Raw genomic sequence first — 19,482 nt, forward strand, 5'->3', positions numbered from 1 at the left:
ATCCAATTTAAGTAAGCGCTTACAGATAAATGAGAAGGAGCTGTCTGATGATTACACGAAGGAAACGCATGTTTACCGCTGTTACGTTGCTGGTCTTGTTGGTGATGGGAACCTCTTTATGTCCTGTGAAAGCTGAAGGGGCAGCGCGGCAGATGGAAGCGCTGAACCGGGGGCTTGTAGCGGTCAAGACGGACGGGGGCATTTTTGTCAGCTGGCGGTTTCTTGGAACCGAAAATGCATCTGTTTTGTTCAATGTGTACAGAGACGGGCAAAAACTGAATGCTGCGCCTGTCAAAACCACGAACTATGTGGATAAAAATGGATCGGCGGGCTCAACGTATACGGTTCGGGCTGTTGTAAACGGTACCGAACAGCCGGCTTCTGAAAAAGCCTCCGTATGGGCGCAGCCGTATCATTCCGTCCCGCTGGATAAACCGGCTGGCGGCACGACGCCAAAGGGTGAAGCTTACACGTACAGCGCTAATGACGCAAGTGTTGGCGATGTGGATGGTGACGGGCAATACGAGCTAATCCTGAAATGGGACCCTTCTAACTCAAAAGACAATTCACAGGATGGCTATACGGGTGACGTGCTGATTGACGCGTATAAACTGGACGGCACAAAGTTATGGCGGATCAATCTCGGCAAAAACATCAGAGCGGGGGCGCACTACACCCAGTTTATGGTGTATGACCTTGATGGTGATGGAAAAGCGGAAGTGGCGATGAAAACGGCAGACGGGACAAAAGACGGCACGGGCAAAGTAATTGGAAATGCCAATGCAGATTACAGAAATGAACAGGGGCGTGTGCTTTCAGGCCCTGAATATCTCACTGTGTTTCAAGGTTCAACCGGGAAAGAGCTTGTCACTGCAAATTTTGAACCGGCGCGCGGCAATGTGTCGGATTGGGGAGACAGCTACGGCAACCGTGTTGACCGTTTTCTCGCTGGCATTGCCTACCTTGATGGACAGCGGCCGAGCCTGATCATGACCAGAGGGTATTACGCTAAAACCATGCTAGTCGCCTATAACTTTAGGGACGGAAAGCTGTCAAAGCTTTGGACGCTGGACTCTTCAAAGTCAGGAAACGAAGCGTTTGCCGGACAGGGGAATCACAACCTGAGCATCGCGGACGTTGACGGGGATGGAAAAGATGAGATTATTTTCGGCTCAATGGCTGTTGATCATGACGGGAAAGGCATGTACTCGACCGGCTTAGGCCATGGGGATGCCCTCCATACAGGAGATCTTGATCCGGGCCGGCCGGGGCTTGAGGTGTTTCAAGTTCATGAGGACAAAAATGCAAAATACGGCTTATCTTTCCGGGATGCTGCAACCGGAAAAATCCTTTGGGGCGTTTATGCCGGCAAGGATGTAGGCCGGGGAATGGCTGCTGATATTGACCCGCGTTATCCGGGACAGGAAGTGTGGGCAAACGGTTCTCTCTACTCAGCGAAAGGGGTCAAAATCGGAAGCGGGGTTCCGTCCTCGACCAACTTCGGCATCTGGTGGGACGGGGATCTGCTCCGGGAACAGCTGGACAGCAACCGAATTGATAAGTGGGATTATCAAAACGGCGTATCGAAAAATGTGCTGACTGCATCAGGCGCAGCGGCTAACAACGGCACAAAAGCAACACCGGCGCTTCAGGCTGATCTGCTCGGTGACTGGCGCGAGGAAGTCGTGTGGAGAACGGAGGACAGCAGTGCTCTGCGCATTTACACGACGGCCATTCCGACTGAGCACAGGCTGTATACGCTGATGCACGATCCGGTGTATCGGCTTGGCATCGCCTGGCAAAATGTCGCCTATAACCAGCCGCCGCACACAAGCTTCTTTTTAGGAGACGGCATGGCGGAACAGCCAAAACCAAATATGTATACGCCTTAACTGAAAGGGGGAAGGAACGGGCTGCGAGCAGCCCGTTCCCATCAAATGAAACCAAAAAAGAGGCAAATGGAATACTTGACCAGAGGTTTGATTGCGGTAAAGACAGAACAGGGCGTGTTTGTCAGCTGGCGTTTTCTCGGCACGGACCATGAGACGACGGCTTTTCACCTTTATCGGGATGGAAAGCGGATCACCCGCGATCCAATCGCTGAAAGCACTAATTTTCTCGATCAAAACGGAACGGCTGACGCTGTTTATCAGGTGGCGGCCGTCAATAAGGGAAGGGAAGAAAAACTGTCCAAAGAAGCTCCAGTCTGGCGGGAAAATGTACTGGAGGTTCCGCTTGCCAAACCAGAAGGCGGTGTGACGCCGGATGGAAAGCCGTACACCTACAGCGCCAATGATGCCAGCGTCGGGGATGTGGACGGGGATGGAGAATATGAAATCATCCTGAAGTGGGACCCGTCCAATTCAAAAGACAACGCTCATGACGGGTATACAGGGGAGGTGCTCATAGATGCCTATAAACTGGACGGCACCTTTTTGTGGCGCATCAACCTTGGCAGAAACATCAGGGCAGGCGCTCATTACACGCAATTTATGGTGTATGACCTGGATGGTGACGGAAAAGCAGAAATCGCCATGAAAACAGCTGACGGCACAACAGACGGGAAAGGACATATCATCGGTGATGAGCATGCCGATTTTAGAAACGAACAGGGCAGAATTTTGTCCGGTCCGGAATATTTGACCGTGTTTAAAGGAGAAACCGGTGAGGAACTCACGACCGTGGAATATGAACCGCCCCGCGGCAAGCTGGAGGATTGGGGAGACGGCTATGGAAACCGGATGGACCGTTTTCTCGCCGGGATCGCTTATTTGGATGGGGAGCGGCCGAGCCTTGTAATGGCGCGCGGCTACTATACGAGAGCCGTGCTCGTGGCATACGATTTCAGAAACGGAAGGCTCAAAAAACGCTGGGTATTTGACTCCAACCAGCCGGGACATGAAGCGTACGCAGGACAGGGGAACCACAGCTTGAGCGTGGCGGATGTCGATGGAGACGGAAAGGATGAAATCATATACGGCGCAATGGCGGTCGATCATGACGGAACCGGCCTGTACACAACAGGGCTCGGGCATGGAGACGCGATGCATGTAGGGGATCTGGACCCGTCACGAAAAGGGCTTGAAGTGTTCCAGGTGCATGAGGACGCCACGAAGCCGTACGGACTGTCACTGCGAGATGCCGGAACCGGTGAGATATTATGGGGCGTCCATGCTGGAACTGACGTTGGCCGGGGCATGGCGGCTCATATTGACCCAAGCTACAAAGGGTCGCTCGTCTGGGGAATTGATCCGCCGGGCAATGATGGCATGTCGTACGGGCTTTTCACGAGCAAAGGCGAAAAAATCAGCGACAAAGCGCCCGCTTCAGCCAATTTCGCCATCTGGTGGGACGGTGATTTGGTCAGAGAACTGCTTGATCATGACTGGGACGGAACGATCGGCAGGCCAAAGATTGAAAAATGGGATGCTGAAAACGGCTGTCTGAAGACGATATTTCAGCCGGCCGGCGTGCTGTCCAACAACGGCACGAAAGGAAACCCGGTTCTTCAGGCCAACCTGTTCGGAGATTGGCGGGAAGAAGTGATATGGAGAACGGAAGACAGCAGCGCGCTCCGTATCTATACAACGACACATCTCACCCGCCACCGCTTTTACACGCTGATGCATGATCCGGTTTACAGGCTCGGCATCGCCTGGCAGAATACCGCCTACAACCAGCCGCCGCACACGAGCTTTTACCTCGGAACGGGAATGAAAAAACCGCCGAAGCCCGCCCTGTACATAGCGGGAAGTAAAGCGGAGGCGCCGCTGTAGTAGGGCTAAGGGATAAGACGCAAAGGCTGAACGCTACGACAAGATGATTAACGAACGGGCAGGACGAACCAATGCTCAAGCGCTGTACACACCGGTCTTTTTCAAGGGAAGAGCCATCCGTGATGGAAGCTGTATAAAAAACGAGGGGGAATGAAAAATGGCAAATCATATTTATCTTGCCGGCGATTCGACTGTTCAAACGTATGGAGACAGCACAAATCAAGGGGGCTGGGGGCAGTTTCTCGGCTCGCATCTGCCGGAGCATATTCAAGTGATCAACAGAGCGATCGGGGGAAGAAGCTCGAAAACATTTGTGGAAGAGGGCAGGCTTCAGGCAATCCTTGATGTGATCGAGCCGGATGATTGGCTGTTCGTGCAGATGGGCCATAATGACGCGTCGAAAAATAAGCCGGAGCGCTACACCGAGCCCTATACCACCTACAAAGAATATTTAAAGCAGTATATCGCAGGCGCGCGGGAAAAAAGCGCCCACCCGCTTCTCATTACCCCCGTAGCCCGCTTTCATTACGAAAACGGCGTGTTTTTGAACGATTTTCCTGATTACTGCATTGCCATGAAGCAGACGGCTGAAGAGGAGAATGTCCAGCTCATTGATCTGATGGAGAAAAGCCTTGCTTTCTTTACTGAGAAGGGCGAGGAAAAAGTATACACCTATTTTATGATTTCAGAAGGGATTAACGATTACACGCATTTTACAAAAAAAGGCGCAAATGAAATGGCGAAACTTGTGGCAAAAGGCATAAAGGAGCTCGGCCTGCCATTGACAGAATCGATCATCAAAGAAAGGTGAAAATATGATGAGAAAACTGTATCATGGCGCTTGCTATTATCCGGAATTATGGGATGAAGAGACGATTCAGCAGGACATTGACATCATGCGTGAAGTTGGCGTAAATGTTGTGCGGATCGGCGAATTTGCCTGGTCTGTCATGGAACCTGAAGAAGGAAAAATTGACGTCGGTTTTTTCAAAGAAATCATCGCCCGGCTGTATGATAGCGGGATCGAAACGATTATGTGCACGCCGACGCCTACCCCGCCGATTTGGTTCTCACACGGCCGGCCCGAACGCATGCATGTCAATGAAAAAAGAGAGATCATGGGGCATGGCTCCCGTCAGCATGCCTGTACGAACAACCCGTATTTTCGAAAAAAAGCCGCCGTCATCACCACAGCCATCGCCAAGAAGCTTGGCCGGCTCCCGGGGCTGATCGGCTGGCAGCTAGACAATGAGTTTAAATGCCATGTTGCAGAATGCATGTGTGAGACATGCATGCGCTTATGGCATGACTGGCTCAAAAATCGCTACGGGGTGATTGAACGGTTGAATGAAGCTTGGGGTACCGATGTGTGGAGCGAAACCTATCAGACGTTTGAGCAAGTCCCGCAGCCGGGACCGGCCCCGTTTCTGCATCACGCTTCCCTAAGCACTATGTATCAGCTGTTTTCGATGGAGATGATCGCTTCGTTTGCGGATGAACAGGCCAAAATCATCCGCTGCTATTCAGATGCGCCGATCACGCATAACGGATCAGTCATGTTCAGCGTGGACAATGAGCGAATGTTTCAGAATCTCGATTTTGCCTCCTATGACACGTACGCTTCGCAGGAAAACGCCTCTGCCTTTTTATTGAACTGTGATTTATGGAGAAATCTGAAACAGGGGCGCCCGTTTTGGATTTTGGAAACGAGTCCGTCGTATGCCGCCTCGCTTGAAAGCTCCGCTTACCCGCACGCAGACGGGTATTTGCAGGCCGAAGCCGTATCGTCCTACGCCTTAGGGGGCCAGGGGTTTTGCTACTGGCTATGGCGACAGCAGCGTTCAGGCAGCGAGATTTCCCACGGTTCGGTTCTCAGTGCCTGGGGCGAACCCGCCATCGGCTATCAAAATGTGCTGGCGGTTGAGCGGGCAAGAAAGGAAATCGAGCCTGTTATTCTATCGACTGAACCCGTTCAAGCCGAGGCGGCGATGACTTACTCTGACAGAGCAAAAGCATTTATTAAAACTGAGCCTCACCGGGGACTCCGGCATCGTTCGCTTGTGACGCATTTTTATGAACGTATTCTCAACACGGGGATTCACCGTGACCTTATTCCGGAAGGCGCTCCACTGGACGGCTACCGCTTGCTGTTTACGCCATTTGTGCCGTATCTGTCTTCTGAATTTATCAAAAAAGCTTCGGCATTCGCTGAAGCGGGCGGCATCTGGATCACCGGGCCGCTGACAGGAGGGCGCACATGTGAGCATACCATTCATACCGATTGCGGACTTGGCGAACTTGAGAAAACGTCAGGGATCAAAACACTGTTTACCTTTCCGATGAATGAGAACGTGAATACAGGAAAAGCGTTTGGCATCACGGCACCGCTCGGACTATGGAGCGCGGTGTTTGACACAGAGAGCGGAAACACCCTTGGTACGGTTGAAGCAGGACCGGGGGCGGGCCATGCTTTTCTGACGGAACGGAATTACGGCGAGGGGAAAATTGTCATGCTGGGCTCGCTTCCATCCGGGAAAGAAGGGGATGCGATGCTGGAAGCGCTCGTCAGCCATTACGCAGAGGAAGCTGTTATTTCCAGCCGATCGGATGTTACGCCTGGCACAATCGTTGCCCCGCGCAAAGGCGATAACGGCCTTGTATGGATCATCGTGAATATGGATGGAAAAGGAGGAAGTGTGACACTGCCGGAAGCGGGAACAGATCTGTTGACGCACCGCTTGGAAAAGGCGGGGAGGCTGGCGGTCGGACCGCATGAATACCGTGTGATTCAATTTGACAATCACAGCTGATTCTTTGCATCGAATCAGCTTTTTTCTATGGAGGGAGAGACAGATGAAAAAGATCAAATGGTTATCAGGACAGCCAAAGTTGACAAGCGGCGTGACGTGGGGCGTGCCATGGAAAAAAGGAGAATGTAAAAAAGGAGACCGTCTGGCGCTTATGAATGAAAACGCGGAAACGCGATATGTGCAAAGCGAACCGTCGGCCTATTGGCCGGATGGGAGCATCAAGTGGACGAAGCACGCGGCGGTGTTTGGCGGTCAGGAAAACCAAAGCTTTACAGTTCGCAAAAGAGAAGTGCTGCAGCCAACTGAATCGCTCAGCATTCATGAGACAGAGCATGATATCCAAGTGGATACAGGAGCACTCGTTTGTACCATTCATAAAACAGGATCTGATTTCATTCAATCATTGCAGATCAATGGAAAGCCGATCGCCGCAGGCGGGAGGCTCGTTGCCATAAGAGAAACGAGAAAAGAGTCGGCGGTGGAAACGGTTCTTTTGCATGAAAGGTCTGTCAGCTTTATCAAACGGGCGGCGATTGAGCAGAACGGTCCTGTCAAAGCAGTGGTCAAAATCGAGGGAGTGCATGTGCTTCATAAAACGAATGAAGAATGGCTGCCGTTTGTCATCCGATTGACGTTTTATGCCGGGCTGTCTGAGATCGGCCTTGTGCACACGCAGCTGATTGACAGGAGCGGTAAACAAGAATTCGTTAAGGGGCTCGGCATCGAATTCGACCTTTTTTTGGAGGGAGAGCCGTACAACCGCCATTTCCGGTTTGCGGGAGAGAAAGGGATGTACAAAGAACCCGCCCAGCTGTTTGGCACACGTAAATTCAATGAACGATATCCGCTTTATGAAAAACAAATCAATGGCGAAATGCTGTCTCCAGATGAAGAGCATAAGGAATGGTTTGCACATGGCACACAGAATGCGGTTTGGGACGATGTGAAGCTTGTTCAGGATTCTAGCGATCATTACAGCCTGTCAAAACGGACCGGAAAAGATTATGCGTGGGTCGGAATGCTGCATGGCAGCCGGGCGAAGGGGCTCTGCTATGCGGGCGGAGAAAATGGCGGTGTGGCTCTCGGCCTGCGGTATTTCTTTGAGAAATACCCTTCAGCATTGGAAATCACAGGTCTTGCCGGCAGCCGCCCCAAAATGACCGTCTGGCTTTGGCCCCCGGACGGCGAAGCGATGGATTTGCGGCATTATACAGGAAACACCCACGTGGCCAGCGCGTATGAAGGCTTTGATGAAATGCGCTCTGATCCGACAGGCATTGCGAACACAAATGAAATCAGCCTGGCATGCTTTTCGCACATGCCGTCTGACGAAGTTCTCAATGCGCTCGCTGACAAATGGCAGGCGCCGCCGCTCATTGTATGCGAGCCGGACGTCTATTACGAATCAAAAGCACTCGGGGTTTGGAGCATCATTGACACATCCCATCCGCTCAAAAAAGAGCTGGAAGAACAGCTCGATGCGGCCTTTCTGTTTTATAAAAAGGAAGTAGAGCAGCGCAGATGGTACGGTTTTTGGCATTATGGCGATGTCATGCATACGTATGACCCGATCCGGCATATGTGGCGGTACGATCTCGGCGGATACGCATGGCAAAACAATGAGCTCGTTCCGACCCTATGGCTGTGGCAGGCGTTTTTCCGCTCAGGCAGAGAGGATATCTTCCGAATGGCAGAAGCCATGACCCGCCATACGAGCGAAACGGACAGCTTTCACCTAGGTGAATACGCCGGGCTTGGCTCACGGCATAACGTTGTGCACTGGGGATGCGGCTGCAAGGAAGCGAGAATCAGCATGGCCGGGCTTTATAAATTCTATTATTATCTGACGGGTGATGAGCGGATGGGAGATCTTTTGACAGAAGTGAAGGATGCCGATTATGCCCTCGTCACAACCGATCCGATGCGCGCTTTTTACGAGAAAGGCAAGCACCCGACTCACGCCAGAACGGGACCGGACTGGGCGGCGTTTTGCTCAAACTGGCTGGCGGAATGGGAGCGGACCGAAAATCCGGAATATCTCAAAAAAATCGAAACGGGAATCAACTGTCTGAAGCGGCTGCCGCTCCGCTTATTATCCGGCCCGACATTTGAATATGACCCGGCGACCTCGATGCTTCATCACATGGGAGACGGCATTGCGGGCGGATATCATATGATCATTGCCTTCGGCGCGCCGCAAGTGTGGATGGAGCTGGCTGAGCTTCTTGATGACCGGGAATGGGAGGATATGCTGAGTGAATTCGGCGAATTTTACACACTCAGTGATGAGGAAAAACGGAAAAAAAGCGGAGGCGCTCTTCATGACAGGCATTTTCACTGGCCGATGTTCGCCGCCGGTATGACAGCCTACGCCGCGAGAAAAAAACAAGATCCTCATCTCGCCGCCAAAGCGTGGAATCTTTTGCTCGATGATAAGCTCAGCCATACGCCGCTTCCGATCAAACCGGAGCGCATCGAGACATGGACGCAGCTAGAGGAGCTTCCATGGGTGACAACGAACACTGTCTCTCAATGGTGTTTAAATGTCATAGCGGCGCTGGAACTGATCGGAGATTCCCTTCCGGCAAAAAAAGAAACATCGGGCAAAAAAGGATAACAGCCGGAATTTCATAGGAGAAATGGTGCAAAAAATGAAGATTGCAAGAATTTATGTAAGCGCTTTATATTGAGAGGGGCAAAGGGGAAATGCAAATTGAAAAAAGGGGGACTTACGCAACATGAAAATAAGAATGCGAAAAAAATGGATGGCCTTGCCGCTTGCTGCCATGATGATCGCCGGATGCAGCCATTCGGAAACATCCAATTCAGCAAGCGGTTCGAAAGATACGATCAAAATTATGGCGCCGCTTTTATCGCCGGAAAGCCCGAGTGATAAGAGCCCTTCATTAAAAGCGCTCGAAAAATACACAGGCAAAGAGATTAAGGTCACATGGGTGCCTGATTCATCCTACAACGACAAATTCAACATCGTCATGGCTTCAGGAGAGATGCCTCACGCGATTGTCATTAAAGATAAGTCAGCCGGCTTTATCAAGTCTGTCAAAGCAGGGGCGTTTTGGGAGCTGTCTCCTTATTTAAAAGACTACAAGAATTTAAGCCAGGCAGATGAAAAGATTTTGAAGAACAGCTCGGTGAACGGCGAGGTGTACGGAATCTATAGAACGAGGGATCTGATCAGGGCGTGTATGATCATCAGAACCGACTGGCTGAAAAATGTCGGTCTGGATATGCCGGAAACGCTTGATGATTTCTATGAAGTGCTGAAAGCCTTTAAGGAAAAAGATCCTGACGGAAACGGCAAGGATGATACGTACGGCATGGTCGTGCCGAAATGGATGGGACTCGGCAACGGAAGCCCATGGGATGTTCTGCAAATCTGGTTCGGCGCTCCGAACCGCTACGGTGTTGAAAACGGAAAGCTGATTCCGGATTTTACAACGAAGGAATACATGGATGCGCTCACGTTTTTTAAAAAGCTCTATGATGAGGGATTGATCAATAAGGACTTTGCTGTCATGGATTCTGCGAAGTGGAATGATCCGGTTGTAAAAGGAAAAGCGGGTGTCATCGTTGATACAGGCTCAAGAGCGTCTCAAATCCAAAGCGCGATGGAGGAGGCGGATGAGTCGAACAAGGATATCATTGATATCGTCGGCTCGCTTGAGGGACCGAATGGCAAGCGCACCTTCCCGACATCTGGTTATTCAGGCATGATCACGATACCAAAATCAAGCGTCAAAACCGAAAAAGAGCTGAAAGAGGTGCTGTCCTTCCTCGATAAGATGAATGATAAGGAAGCGCAGATTCTCACGAACAACGGAGTGAAGGGCCGCAATTACGAGCTCAAGGACGGCGTATTCACCTCACTTGAAAAAAACAACAAATCTCTCCTGTATGAGCATGAAGGCTTGGCACAGTTCAGCATGTCGATTCCGAAAAGTGAGTATTACATCGAAGACCAGAAAACCAAGCTCTTCCAGCATCGCAAGGACATCATAACCGAAGGAGAAAAAATAGCCGTCTTTAACCCGGCTGAGTCGCTTGTATCTGATGTCTATACCCAAAAAGGAGCCCAGCTTGACAACATCATCCTCGACGCGAGAACACAATTTATCATTGGAGAAATTGATGAAAAAGGGTTCGCTGATGCGGTGGAGCTTTGGAAAAAAAGCGGCGGCAATGACCTGATGAAGGACTTGAACAAATTGTACCAATCGTCAAAATAAACCGATGCGCCTGCCTTTCGGCGGGCGCCCCGGTAACACGAAAGGAGAACAGATATGGAAACAGTGCCGAAGAAGGGAGATTCACCTGTTCTCACCGCTGGAAAAGGCATCAGCTGGATGGCTGCGCTCAAACGGGACAAATGGCTTTATCTTCTTCTTATTCCCGGTCTGCTTTATTTTTTGATTTTTAAATACTTGCCGATGTGGGGCGTGCTGATCGCTTTTAAAGACTACTCGCCATATCTTGGCTTCTGGAAAAGCGAATGGGTCGGCTTTGATTATTTCAAAGACTTTTTTATGAATCCGGATTTTTTCCGGCTGCTGCGCAACACCCTCATGCTGGCGAGCCTGGATCTTTTGTTTGCCTTTCCCGCGCCTCTCATTTTAGCCCTGCTTTTGAATGAGGTAAGAAAGGCCGTGTATAAAAGATGTATCCAAACCTTCATTTACGTACCCCATTTTGTATCATGGACAATTGTGGTCAGCATCACCTTCGTTTTCTTTACTGTCGATACAGGTGTGATCAACAAAATGATCATGAGCCTGACAGGTGAGCAGATTTCTTTCTTGTCGGATGCAGACTGGTTCCGGCCGATGATTGTGATGCAAAGCATTTGGAAGGAAACAGGCTGGGGAACGATTCTATTTTTGGCAGCGCTTGCTACGGTTGATCAAGAGCAGTATGAAGCGGCCATCATGGACGGAGCGGGGCGGTTCAGGAGAATGTGGCATATTACGCTGCCGGCGATCAGAAGCACCATTATCGTTTTGTTGATTTTAAGAATCGGCAGCTTTTTGAATCTTGGCTTTGAACAGGTGTATTTGATGACGAACTCACTCAACCGCAGTGTCGCTGACATCTTCGACACGTATGTGTATATGATGGGGATTACCCAAGGGGCGTATAGCTACAGCACGGCGGTCGGTTTGTTTAAATCAGTTGTCGGGATTATCTTGATTTTTGGCGCCAATTACATTGCGAAAAAGTTTGATCAGGAAGGATTGTTTTAGAGGAGGGAGAGGTATGGCTGAAATTCACACGATGCACAACACCAAAGCCGGACGGGTGTTTGACGTCTGCAACATTCTGTTTCTCGGCGGTGTCGGCGCGATTACCATTTTGCCGTTTTTATATATTATCGCCGGTTCCTTTGCGACAGAAGCGGAACTCGCCCAGCGGAGCTTCTTTATTTTCCCGAAAACCTTTACACTTGATGCTTACAAGTATGTGTTTTCGACACCAACGTTCCTTCGAAGCATGGGTGTGTCCATCTTCATCACGGTGGTCGGGACGGCTGTACAGCTGTTTTTCACCTTCACGATGGCATATCCGCTGGCGAAGCGGCATGTGAAGGGACGGAATCTGCTGTTGAATCTGGTGATTTTCTCCATGCTGTTTTCAGGCGGCATGATTCCGACGTACCTTGTCGTAAAATCACTTGGCCTTTTGGATACGTATTGGGCATTGATTCTGCCGATGGCGATTAATCCGTTCAACCTTATTATTATCAAAAACTTCTTTCAGCAGCTGCCGCGCGAGCTGGAGGAATCAGCAAAAATTGACGGCTGTTCCGAAATCGGCGTCTTCTGGCGGATCGCCCTGCCACTGTCAAAGCCAGTTATTGCGACCTTTGCGCTGTTTTATGCGGTCGGGATTTGGAATGATTTCTTCCACGCTCTCTTATATATCAATGACAGTGCAAAATGGCCGCTGCAAATGGTGCTTCGCCAAGTCACAATTTTATCGGATTTAACGGCGACCAATGGTGATACGATGCAAAATGCAGTTCCGCCGGAGCAGGGAATTAAACTCGCTGTCATTGTCATTGCGACGCTGCCGATTTTGGCGGTCTATCCATTTTTACAAAAACACTTTGCAAAAGGAATGCTGATCGGTTCGGTGAAAGGCTGAGAAAGGGAGTGTTTCATATCAGTACATTAGATCAGATTAAGATTGCCTATATCGGCGGGGGGTCCCAAGGCTGGGCCAGAAGCCTGATGAGTGATTTGTCGATTGATGAACGGATGTCAGGCACGGTGGCGCTCTATGATCTTGATTTTGAAGCCGCTCAGAAAAATGAAGTGATCGGCAATCACAGCGGGAACGGCAGATGGAGATATGAGGCTGTTTCTACTTTGAAAAAGGCGTTATCAGCCGCTGATATCGTCATTATTTCCATTTTGCCGGGATCACTGGATGATATGGAAGTCGATGTCCACTTGCCTGAGCGCTGCGGTATTTATCAGTCTGTAGGTGATACTGTCGGGCCTGGAGGGATCATCAGGGGCTTGCGTGCTGTGCCGATATTTGCGGAAATTGCCCGGGCAATAAGAGACTACGCACCTGAATCATGGGTCATTAATTATACAAACCCGATGTCTGTCTGTACAAGAGTGCTGTATAAAGTGTTTCCCGGAATCAAAGCGATTGGCTGCTGCCACGAGGTATTCGGGACGCAAAAGCTATTGGCGGAAATGGTCACGGAAAGGCTGGGGATAGAGGTGCCGCGGCGTGAGGATATCCGCGTTAATGTGCTCGGCATTAACCATTTTACATGGATCACAAAAGCCTCTTACCGCCATATTGACCTGCTGCCTATATTCCGTGAATTCAGCGCGCACTATGGGGAATCAGGATATGAGCTGGAGGGGGAAAGCTGGAGGGACAGCGTCTTTTGTTCGGCACACCGTGTTGCGTTTAATTTATTTGAAACGTATGGCGCCATCCCTGCTGCAGGAGACAGGCATCTGGCAGAGTTTCTTCCCGGCCCATACCTCAAACAGCCTGAAGTATGGAAATTTCATCTCACACCTATATCATTCAGAAAAAAAGACAGAGCTGAGAAACGACAAGAAACAGAATGGTTGATCGTGCAACAACGGGGCGTTGCTGAGAAAGCTTCGGGAGAAGAAGGCGTGAACATCATAGCGGCTCTTCTCGGATTGGGTGAACTCGTCACAAATGTAAATATGCCGAATCAAGGCCAGGTCTCAAACCTTCCTATACAAGCCATTGTCGAAACAAACGCATTCATCACAAGGAACCGTGTCCAGCCGATTTTTTCCGGAGCGCTTCCGAAAGGTGTGGAAATGCTGGCGGCTAGGCATATATCCAATCAAGAGGCAGTGTCGGAAGCAGGTCTAACAAAGGATACTGGCCTCGCGTTTCAAGCTTTCCTCAATGACCCGCTTGTCAGGATTGACCGCAGTGATGCAGAGCAGCTTTTCAATGACATGCTCCAATGCACCATGCAACGTTGAGCGGAGCTTTTCCGGTTTAGAAAAGAAACCATTGACCATACTGATAGTATAATCAAGAAGTAGGTGCTATCAATATGGGAGATTATTTAAGTGTTGCGGTAGAATTGGTCTGCGGTTTAGGCATTTTATTTATTATCTTAAAGCTTCTCGGGAAAACCCAATTTTCTCAAATTACGCCGTTTGACTTTATTTCTGCTTTAATTTTAGGAGAATTGGTCGGAAATGCCGTCTACGATCATGATATCAAAATAAAAGAAATCATTTTTGCTTCGCTGCTGTGGGGCGTGCTGATTTATGTTATTGAATTTATCACGCAAAAAATGAAATCATCGCGAAAGTTCTTGGAGGGTGAGCCGAATATCGTCATCCGCAAAGGAGAGCTTCAATATAAAGTAATGAAGAAAAATAAGATAGACATTAACCAGCTGCAAAGCCTATTGAGGCAAGCGGGGAGTTTTTCGATCCAAGAAGTAGAATATGCGATTTTGGAAACAAACGGGATGGTCAGTGTGCTTCCAAAATCCGACTTTGACAAACCGACCAATAAGGATTTGCAGATTCCTTCGAAGTCTGTTTCCCTGCCGATCACTTTAATCATAGATGGAGAGATTGTCCGGGATAATCTGAAGGAAGCAGGTGTGGATGAACAGTGGCTGAAGCAAGAATTGAAAAAGAAGAACATTGATAAGACGGAGGACGTGTTATTTGCAGAATGGCATAAAAATAAGCCGCTGTATACCGTAACATACGAACAAAGCAGATCAACATGACTCTTAGAAAAAAGCTTGCAGCAAGGCGCAAGCTTTTTATTGATTGTATGTCCCTTGTTTGACAGCACGTACATGGTATATGCTCACTTCAGTGCTGATCAGATAGTCAGGCTTTGGTTTGCCTTTGTTTGCTTTATGGCCGGCGATATGCGCATCGCTTTTTTCCCATTGCTTCCAGTGATCCTCTGATTCCCAGCGAATCATGACAACAACTTCTTCATCACCGCGGCGCACATTTTTCTCAAGCACTGTCACATCAATTAAACCTTCTTGTTTTTCAATGATTCCTTCAGCGCTGAAACGTTCTATAACTTTATCTGCAAAGCCTTCTTTAACCGTCATTTTTCTCAACTGTACAAACATTTGTCTCACTCCAATCATTCTCACATATGAATAATTGTAAATGAAATTCATTCTCAATGTCAAAGAAAGCGCAGGACGGAATCGAACCGCCGTGCGCAACAGTTTATTCTTTTAATAAAAACACATTTCCGTCTTCGTCCTTAAATTGAACGAAGGTGCCCCACTCCATTTGATTGGGCTCACCGAGAAATTCTACACCGTTTGTCTTCATTTTCTCGTATGTACCAAAGATGTCTTCGCATTCAAACACAATAGAAGCCTTCATTTGCTCTGAGCCTTTCATCATGGCTTTCGGGTAAATGACTAAACGAGTCTCGGCCCCTTTTGGCGCAACCTCCAGCCAGCTTGCTTCAGGTCCCATTGGGTGGTCCGCTGCAATATCAAAGCCTACCTTCTCTGTCCAAAATTGCTTCGCTTTCTGCTGGTCCTCGACATATACAGCAACAGTGCCAATTTGTTTGATCATAGGGAAACCTCCAAGTTGAAAAGATAATAATACTATAACCTGTTTACGGCCGAAGTAACATAAAAAAATCAGCCGGGAAACCGGCTGATTTTTAAAATGAGCAGCTTACAACATCGATGTGATTTGTATCTAAGGCGAAATAAACCCAGCGGCGACGTGAGGAATCCCAATAAAAGCCGCCGACGGATCTTCTGCCAAGGATGATCGGGTAAAACCAAAATGAGCGGCCATTGGTTAACCAAACATAGGTAAATCGGAAAAGGCAAGGACGAATGGTGATTGGTTCAACTAACAAAACGGCTCCTTGAGAACCCTGCGGTTTTGGGGGTTTCGCTGGTATTTGGGAAGGAGGAGGTCCCTGCGGCGCACCGCCGAAGCCTGGGCTGGCACCGCTGCCAATACCAGGGCCGGAGCCGCCGCCAAAGCCTGGAACAGCGCCACCGCCAATACCAGGGCCGGAGCCGCCGCCAAAGCCTGGAACAGCGCCACCGCCAATGCCAGGGCCGGAGCCGCCGCCGAAGCCCGGAACAGCGCCGCTGCCAATGCCAGGCCATGGATATCGGTATTCATATTCAAAAGCAGGCCAAGGCTCATAAAAATGCCCCGCAAACATATAAGGATCAACATAATACATGTGATAACGCCCTTTCTCATTGTAAACTGTACATTGCAGTTTATGCGGGCGGACTCTTATTGGTGCATTCGCCTAAGGATATGAAGCAGGAATGCTCTCAGAGAGCAGAATCATTTGATTTTTCTCTAGTCTTATTCACAATTCCGATTTATCATTTTATAATGAAAGTGCTTCTATTACGAAAAAGGAGACAGACCGTGAATATCGATCAATTATTATATCAATATATCATAGACAACACTGCGGATATTACTGAGAAATGGTTCAGTTTGCGTTGCCAGCTAAAAGGCGAGCTATATTCCGCCAGCCATTTAAGTGAAGAAACGAAAACACTTTTAACCGAGCAGCATACATTTACCAATATAACAATCGCAAGCGCATTTCTGGAGGATCAAACCGATTTTCAAGAAAACATGACAAAATGGGCGCAAAACGTTGCGAAAAACAGGGTAGAGCAGGATGTTCAAGTTCATGAGGTCGTAGAAGCCATATCCAATTCAAGAATCTCATTCTGGGACGCAGTCGTCACATTTATAAAAGAGAATCAGGAGATTGTGACAAATGAGGATGCAGACCGATGGAACCGCATTGTGAATCAATCGTTCGATAAGCTGATTATTGAATTCTCCGAGCAGTACCAAAAATTCATGCTGATGAGGCTCACATCTCAGCAGGAACTGATCTCAGAGCTTGGCTGCCCGGTTATTTCCATTGCCGATGGAATCGGGATATTGCCGCTTATCGGCTCCATTGATACAAAACGGGCACAGGTCATTTTAGAAACAGTGCCGGTCCGCTGTGTCGAGAGAAAAATCACAAGCCTCGTCGTTGATCTTTCGGGTGTTCCGATTGTGGATACCATGGTGGCTCAGCAATTGTACAACCTGTCTAAAACGCTTTTCTTATTAGGCGTCAAAGCCGTATTTTCAGGGATTCGCCCGGATGTGGCCCAAACATCGATTCAATTGGGGCTTGATTTTAGTGAATATGAAACGTACGGTACGCTGAAGCAGGCATTAGAAAACATGGGTGTCCGCTGTATTGTTGAGGAATTGGAAGAAAACAAATAGGAAGTTTCCAGGCATATGATTGTCCGTCACCGGGTGATCATATGCTTTTTTGATTTGAACAGAAATCACCATTGATTTATCGAAAAAAACATAATATTATAATTCTTATAAGAATACTGTGAATTAAAACCTATTCAACAGGGGGGAAGGTCTTTTGGTTTCTAAATCAACGATTGATCCGGAAGTGATTAAAAAAATCATCAGCTCGCTGGAAACACTCGATTTCGGCACGGTTCAGATTACGGTTCATGATTCTCAGATTACCCAAATTGAGAAAATAGAAAAGCACCGTTTTTCGCTGAAAAGGAAAGAATCAAAATGATAATGTAAAGGGCGTTTGTTTTCATTAAATTCTCCTTAAAACATATACATATTTCATCCAATTTTTATATAATAGACCTTTAAGATCATTTTTTAGGAGGATTTTTGACATGCAAGCTACGGTTCACGAGAGTAAGCAATCGATCATGCAACGCATTTTGACAGTCTTTGTCTTCACATTGCTGATCGCGACTGTCGGCCTTTTTATCGGCCAATTTGTTCCTGCCGCTTTGATGCTGCCGCTTTCTATTCTTGAAGTGGCGATGATTATTCTGGCCTTCTGGATGCGCAGAAGAAAAGCGGTCGGGTATGCGTTTGTATATACATTCGCGTTCGTTTCCGGCATTACCTTATTTCCGATCGTCAGCCATTACGCTTCCATCGCCGGCGCCTATGTCGTGCTCGAAGCCTTTGGCTCTACATTTGTCATTTTTGCCGTCTTGGGCACAATCGGCGCAAAAATGAAGAAGGATTTATCCTTCCTATGGTCATTTCTGCTGGTTGCGGTGCTCGCCCTCGCAGTGGTAGGGATTTTCAACATTTTCAGCCCGTTAAACTCAGCGGCGATGATGGCGTATTCCGTGATCGGAACCATCGTCTTTTCCCTTTACATTTTGTATGATTTGAACCAAATCAAACACCGCCACATTACGGAAGACTTGATTCCCGTTATGGCTTTATCGCTGTACCTTGACTTTATCAACTTATTCATCAACCTGCTCCGCTTCTTCGGCATTTTGAGCAGTGATGATTAATGAAAAAGCGCCTGTCATTGGATAGGCGTTTTTTGCCATACATCAAAAAGGCAGGTGGAGTATTGGTGAAAAAACAAATGGGCGCATATGTATCTTTGGCAGCAGCTATGGCGATCGTCGGCAGCTCTGTCGTTGTCGGCAAGCTGATGGTCGAACGGATTCCGGTCTTTCTTTCCTCAGGATTGCGTTTTTTGATCGCTTCTGTCGTATTGCTCACGCTGCTGTTTTGCATTGAAAAAGGGTTACCGGCTTTAACGAAAAAAGATGTGCTCGTCTTGCTGGTGCAATCATTCACAGGTGTGTTTTTGTTCAGTATTTGCCTGCTGTATGGGGTTCAATATACGACGGGAACGGAAAGCGGCATTTTGACCAGCACAACCCCGATGGTGATCGGTATTTTATCCTTTTTCCTGCTGAGAGAAAAAATAGAGAAAAAGACGCTGGTTGGCATTTTGCTGGCGGTTTGCGGCGTAATGGCGATTAATTTGTTTGGAGCGGGGAGCCAAGACGGGACGCCGCACGCCTTATTCGGGAACATGCTGATCATTGCTGCAGTCATTGGCGAAGCGTTGTTTACATTGATGGCCAAGCTGCTATCCCCGCATATTTCGGCACTGGCGATTTCGACCTTCGTATCGCTCTTCGGCTTCCTGTTTTTTCTCCCGTTTGCTTTGTTTGAGGCCTCTTCATTTGATTACAGCGTGCCGACTGTTTTGGATTGGTCGTATGTGCTGTATTACGCGCTTTTTGTCACTGTTTTGGCGTTTTACTTATGGTATAGCGGGGTGACGAAGGTGCCGGCGGGTGTATCGGGCATTTTCACATCCGTTCTTCCGGTCTCCGCTGTCATTTTGTCAGGCGTGATATTGAAGGAGCCGTTTGAGTTTGTGCATTTCATCGGCATTGCATGTGTCATCGGCGGCATATTTGTTACGGTCATAAAGAAAAAACAGCCGGATGCGTATCCGGCTTCAGAAGAAAAGACGCTGTAGCCTGTCCAGATCGGACG

General features: G+C 48.7%; 17 protein-coding genes. 14 read left to right on the forward strand and 3 right to left on the reverse strand.

Annotation, left to right across the window (positions count from 1 at the left end; genetic code table 11):
- The first annotated feature begins 29 nt into the window (after positions 1 to 29).
- From rhgW to ACFVP7_RS03970, 10 genes are all read left to right on the forward strand, one after another.
- On the forward strand, positions 30 to 1,892 hold the full coding sequence (gene rhgW / locus ACFVP7_RS03925) for a rhamnogalacturonan lyase (protein ID WP_396583002.1): 1,863 nt from the start codon (positions 30 to 32) through the stop codon (positions 1,890 to 1,892).
- A 45-nt stretch (positions 1,893 to 1,937) separates the two neighbouring features.
- Positions 1,938 to 3,776: a rhamnogalacturonan exolyase gene (gene rhgX / locus ACFVP7_RS03930; RefSeq protein ID WP_396583003.1), complete on the forward strand. Its 1,839-nt coding sequence runs from the start codon at positions 1,938 to 1,940 to the stop codon at positions 3,774 to 3,776.
- A gap of 157 nt (positions 3,777 to 3,933) precedes the next feature.
- Positions 3,934 to 4,587: a rhamnogalacturonan acetylesterase gene (locus tag ACFVP7_RS03935; RefSeq protein WP_396583004.1), complete on the forward strand. Its 654-nt coding sequence runs from the start codon at positions 3,934 to 3,936 to the stop codon at positions 4,585 to 4,587.
- A 7-nt stretch (positions 4,588 to 4,594) separates the two neighbouring features.
- On the forward strand, positions 4,595 to 6,586 hold the full coding sequence (gene yesZ / locus ACFVP7_RS03940) for a beta-galactosidase YesZ (protein WP_396583253.1): 1,992 nt from the start codon (positions 4,595 to 4,597) through the stop codon (positions 6,584 to 6,586).
- A 43-nt stretch (positions 6,587 to 6,629) separates the two neighbouring features.
- Positions 6,630 to 9,203, forward strand: coding sequence for a hypothetical protein (locus tag ACFVP7_RS03945; protein ID WP_396583005.1), 2,574 nt, complete (start codon positions 6,630 to 6,632; stop codon positions 9,201 to 9,203).
- Positions 9,204 to 9,324: 121 nt separating this feature from the next.
- Positions 9,325 to 10,833, forward strand: coding sequence for an extracellular solute-binding protein (locus tag ACFVP7_RS03950; protein ID WP_015252604.1), 1,509 nt, complete (start codon positions 9,325 to 9,327; stop codon positions 10,831 to 10,833).
- A 54-nt stretch (positions 10,834 to 10,887) separates the two neighbouring features.
- The gene (locus ACFVP7_RS03955) at positions 10,888 to 11,844 is read left to right on the forward strand and encodes a sugar ABC transporter permease (RefSeq protein WP_003233808.1); all 957 of its coding nucleotides are present in this window, start codon (positions 10,888 to 10,890) and stop codon (positions 11,842 to 11,844) included.
- Positions 11,845 to 11,857: 13 nt separating this feature from the next.
- Positions 11,858 to 12,745 (forward strand): carbohydrate ABC transporter permease, encoded by an 888-nt coding sequence (locus tag ACFVP7_RS03960; RefSeq protein WP_003242715.1) that lies wholly within the window; start codon positions 11,858 to 11,860, stop codon positions 12,743 to 12,745.
- Between the two features lie 8 nt (positions 12,746 to 12,753).
- On the forward strand, positions 12,754 to 14,094 hold the full coding sequence (lplD, locus tag ACFVP7_RS03965; RefSeq protein WP_153530060.1) for an alpha-galacturonidase LplD: 1,341 nt from the start codon (positions 12,754 to 12,756) through the stop codon (positions 14,092 to 14,094).
- Between the two features lie 74 nt (positions 14,095 to 14,168).
- Positions 14,169 to 14,864: a DUF421 domain-containing protein gene (locus ACFVP7_RS03970; protein WP_032726686.1), complete on the forward strand. Its 696-nt coding sequence runs from the start codon at positions 14,169 to 14,171 to the stop codon at positions 14,862 to 14,864.
- A gap of 36 nt (positions 14,865 to 14,900) precedes the next feature.
- Here the strand turns inward: ACFVP7_RS03970 and hmoA are convergent, their stop codons facing one another.
- From hmoA to ACFVP7_RS03985, 3 genes are all read right to left on the reverse strand, one after another.
- Positions 14,901 to 15,227: a heme-degrading oxygenase HmoA gene (gene hmoA / locus ACFVP7_RS03975; protein ID WP_396583006.1), complete on the reverse strand. Its 327-nt coding sequence runs from the start codon at positions 15,225 to 15,227 to the stop codon at positions 14,901 to 14,903.
- A gap of 103 nt (positions 15,228 to 15,330) precedes the next feature.
- Positions 15,331 to 15,693 carry a VOC family protein gene (locus ACFVP7_RS03980; RefSeq protein WP_003233803.1) on the reverse strand — a complete coding sequence of 121 codons (363 nt, stop codon included), beginning with the start codon at positions 15,691 to 15,693 and terminating at the stop codon, positions 15,331 to 15,333.
- 91 nt (positions 15,694 to 15,784) lie between these two features.
- On the reverse strand, positions 15,785 to 16,327 hold the full coding sequence (locus ACFVP7_RS03985) for a hypothetical protein (protein ID WP_031315514.1): 543 nt from the start codon (positions 16,325 to 16,327) through the stop codon (positions 15,785 to 15,787).
- Between the two features lie 197 nt (positions 16,328 to 16,524).
- Here ACFVP7_RS03985 and ACFVP7_RS03990 point away from each other — a divergent pair, with 197 nt between their 5' ends.
- The 4 genes from ACFVP7_RS03990 to ACFVP7_RS04005 all read left to right on the forward strand — a co-directional run bounded on the left by ACFVP7_RS03990 (position 16,525) and on the right by ACFVP7_RS04005 (position 19,465).
- Complete coding sequence (locus ACFVP7_RS03990; protein WP_029317447.1) at positions 16,525 to 17,397, forward strand: STAS domain-containing protein; 873 nt, start codon at positions 16,525 to 16,527, stop codon at positions 17,395 to 17,397.
- Between the two features lie 154 nt (positions 17,398 to 17,551).
- A complete protein-coding gene (locus ACFVP7_RS03995) occupies positions 17,552 to 17,719 on the forward strand; it encodes a YezD family protein (RefSeq protein ID WP_077671638.1) in 168 nt (55 codons plus the stop codon).
- A gap of 109 nt (positions 17,720 to 17,828) precedes the next feature.
- Positions 17,829 to 18,473, forward strand: a complete 645-nt coding sequence (locus ACFVP7_RS04000; RefSeq protein ID WP_015252597.1) for a Bax inhibitor-1/YccA family protein — start codon at positions 17,829 to 17,831, stop codon at positions 18,471 to 18,473.
- A complete protein-coding gene (locus ACFVP7_RS04005; protein ID WP_338732707.1) occupies positions 18,473 to 19,465 on the forward strand; it encodes a DMT family transporter in 993 nt (330 codons plus the stop codon). The genes ACFVP7_RS04000 and ACFVP7_RS04005 overlap by 1 nt, the downstream gene beginning before the upstream one ends.
- Positions 19,466 to 19,482: the final 17 nt, after the last annotated feature.

Source organism: Bacillus sp. SG20033, assembly GCF_044570195.1.
Lineage (GTDB): Bacteria > Bacillota > Bacilli > Bacillales > Bacillaceae > Bacillus > Bacillus subtilis.

Bases quoted from the DNA above. Each gene is read 5' to 3' on its own strand.
- ACFVP7_RS03955 (WP_003233808.1), top strand. From the start codon at position 10,888: ATGGAAACAGTGCCGAAGAAGGGAGATTCACCTGTTCTCACCGCTGGA.
- hmoA (WP_396583006.1), bottom strand. From the start codon at position 15,227: ATGTTTGTACAGTTGAGAAAAATGACGGTTAAAGAAGGCTTTGCAGAT.
- ACFVP7_RS03960 (WP_003242715.1), top strand. From the start codon at position 11,858: ATGGCTGAAATTCACACGATGCACAACACCAAAGCCGGACGGGTGTTT.
- rhgX (WP_396583003.1), top strand. From the start codon at position 1,938: ATGAAACCAAAAAAGAGGCAAATGGAATACTTGACCAGAGGTTTGATT.
- ACFVP7_RS03970 (WP_032726686.1), top strand. From the start codon at position 14,169: ATGGGAGATTATTTAAGTGTTGCGGTAGAATTGGTCTGCGGTTTAGGC.
- rhgW (WP_396583002.1), top strand. From the start codon at position 30: ATGAGAAGGAGCTGTCTGATGATTACACGAAGGAAACGCATGTTTACC.
- ACFVP7_RS03985 (WP_031315514.1), bottom strand. From the start codon at position 16,327: ATGTATTATGTTGATCCTTATATGTTTGCGGGGCATTTTTATGAGCCT.
- ACFVP7_RS03945 (WP_396583005.1), top strand. From the start codon at position 6,630: ATGAAAAAGATCAAATGGTTATCAGGACAGCCAAAGTTGACAAGCGGC.
- ACFVP7_RS03935 (WP_396583004.1), top strand. From the start codon at position 3,934: ATGGCAAATCATATTTATCTTGCCGGCGATTCGACTGTTCAAACGTAT.
- ACFVP7_RS03980 (WP_003233803.1), bottom strand. From the start codon at position 15,693: ATGATCAAACAAATTGGCACTGTTGCTGTATATGTCGAGGACCAGCAG.
- ACFVP7_RS04005 (WP_338732707.1), top strand. From the start codon at position 18,473: ATGAAAAAGCGCCTGTCATTGGATAGGCGTTTTTTGCCATACATCAAA.
- ACFVP7_RS03950 (WP_015252604.1), top strand. From the start codon at position 9,325: ATGAAAATAAGAATGCGAAAAAAATGGATGGCCTTGCCGCTTGCTGCC.
- ACFVP7_RS04000 (WP_015252597.1), top strand. From the start codon at position 17,829: ATGCAAGCTACGGTTCACGAGAGTAAGCAATCGATCATGCAACGCATT.
- yesZ (WP_396583253.1), top strand. From the start codon at position 4,595: ATGAGAAAACTGTATCATGGCGCTTGCTATTATCCGGAATTATGGGAT.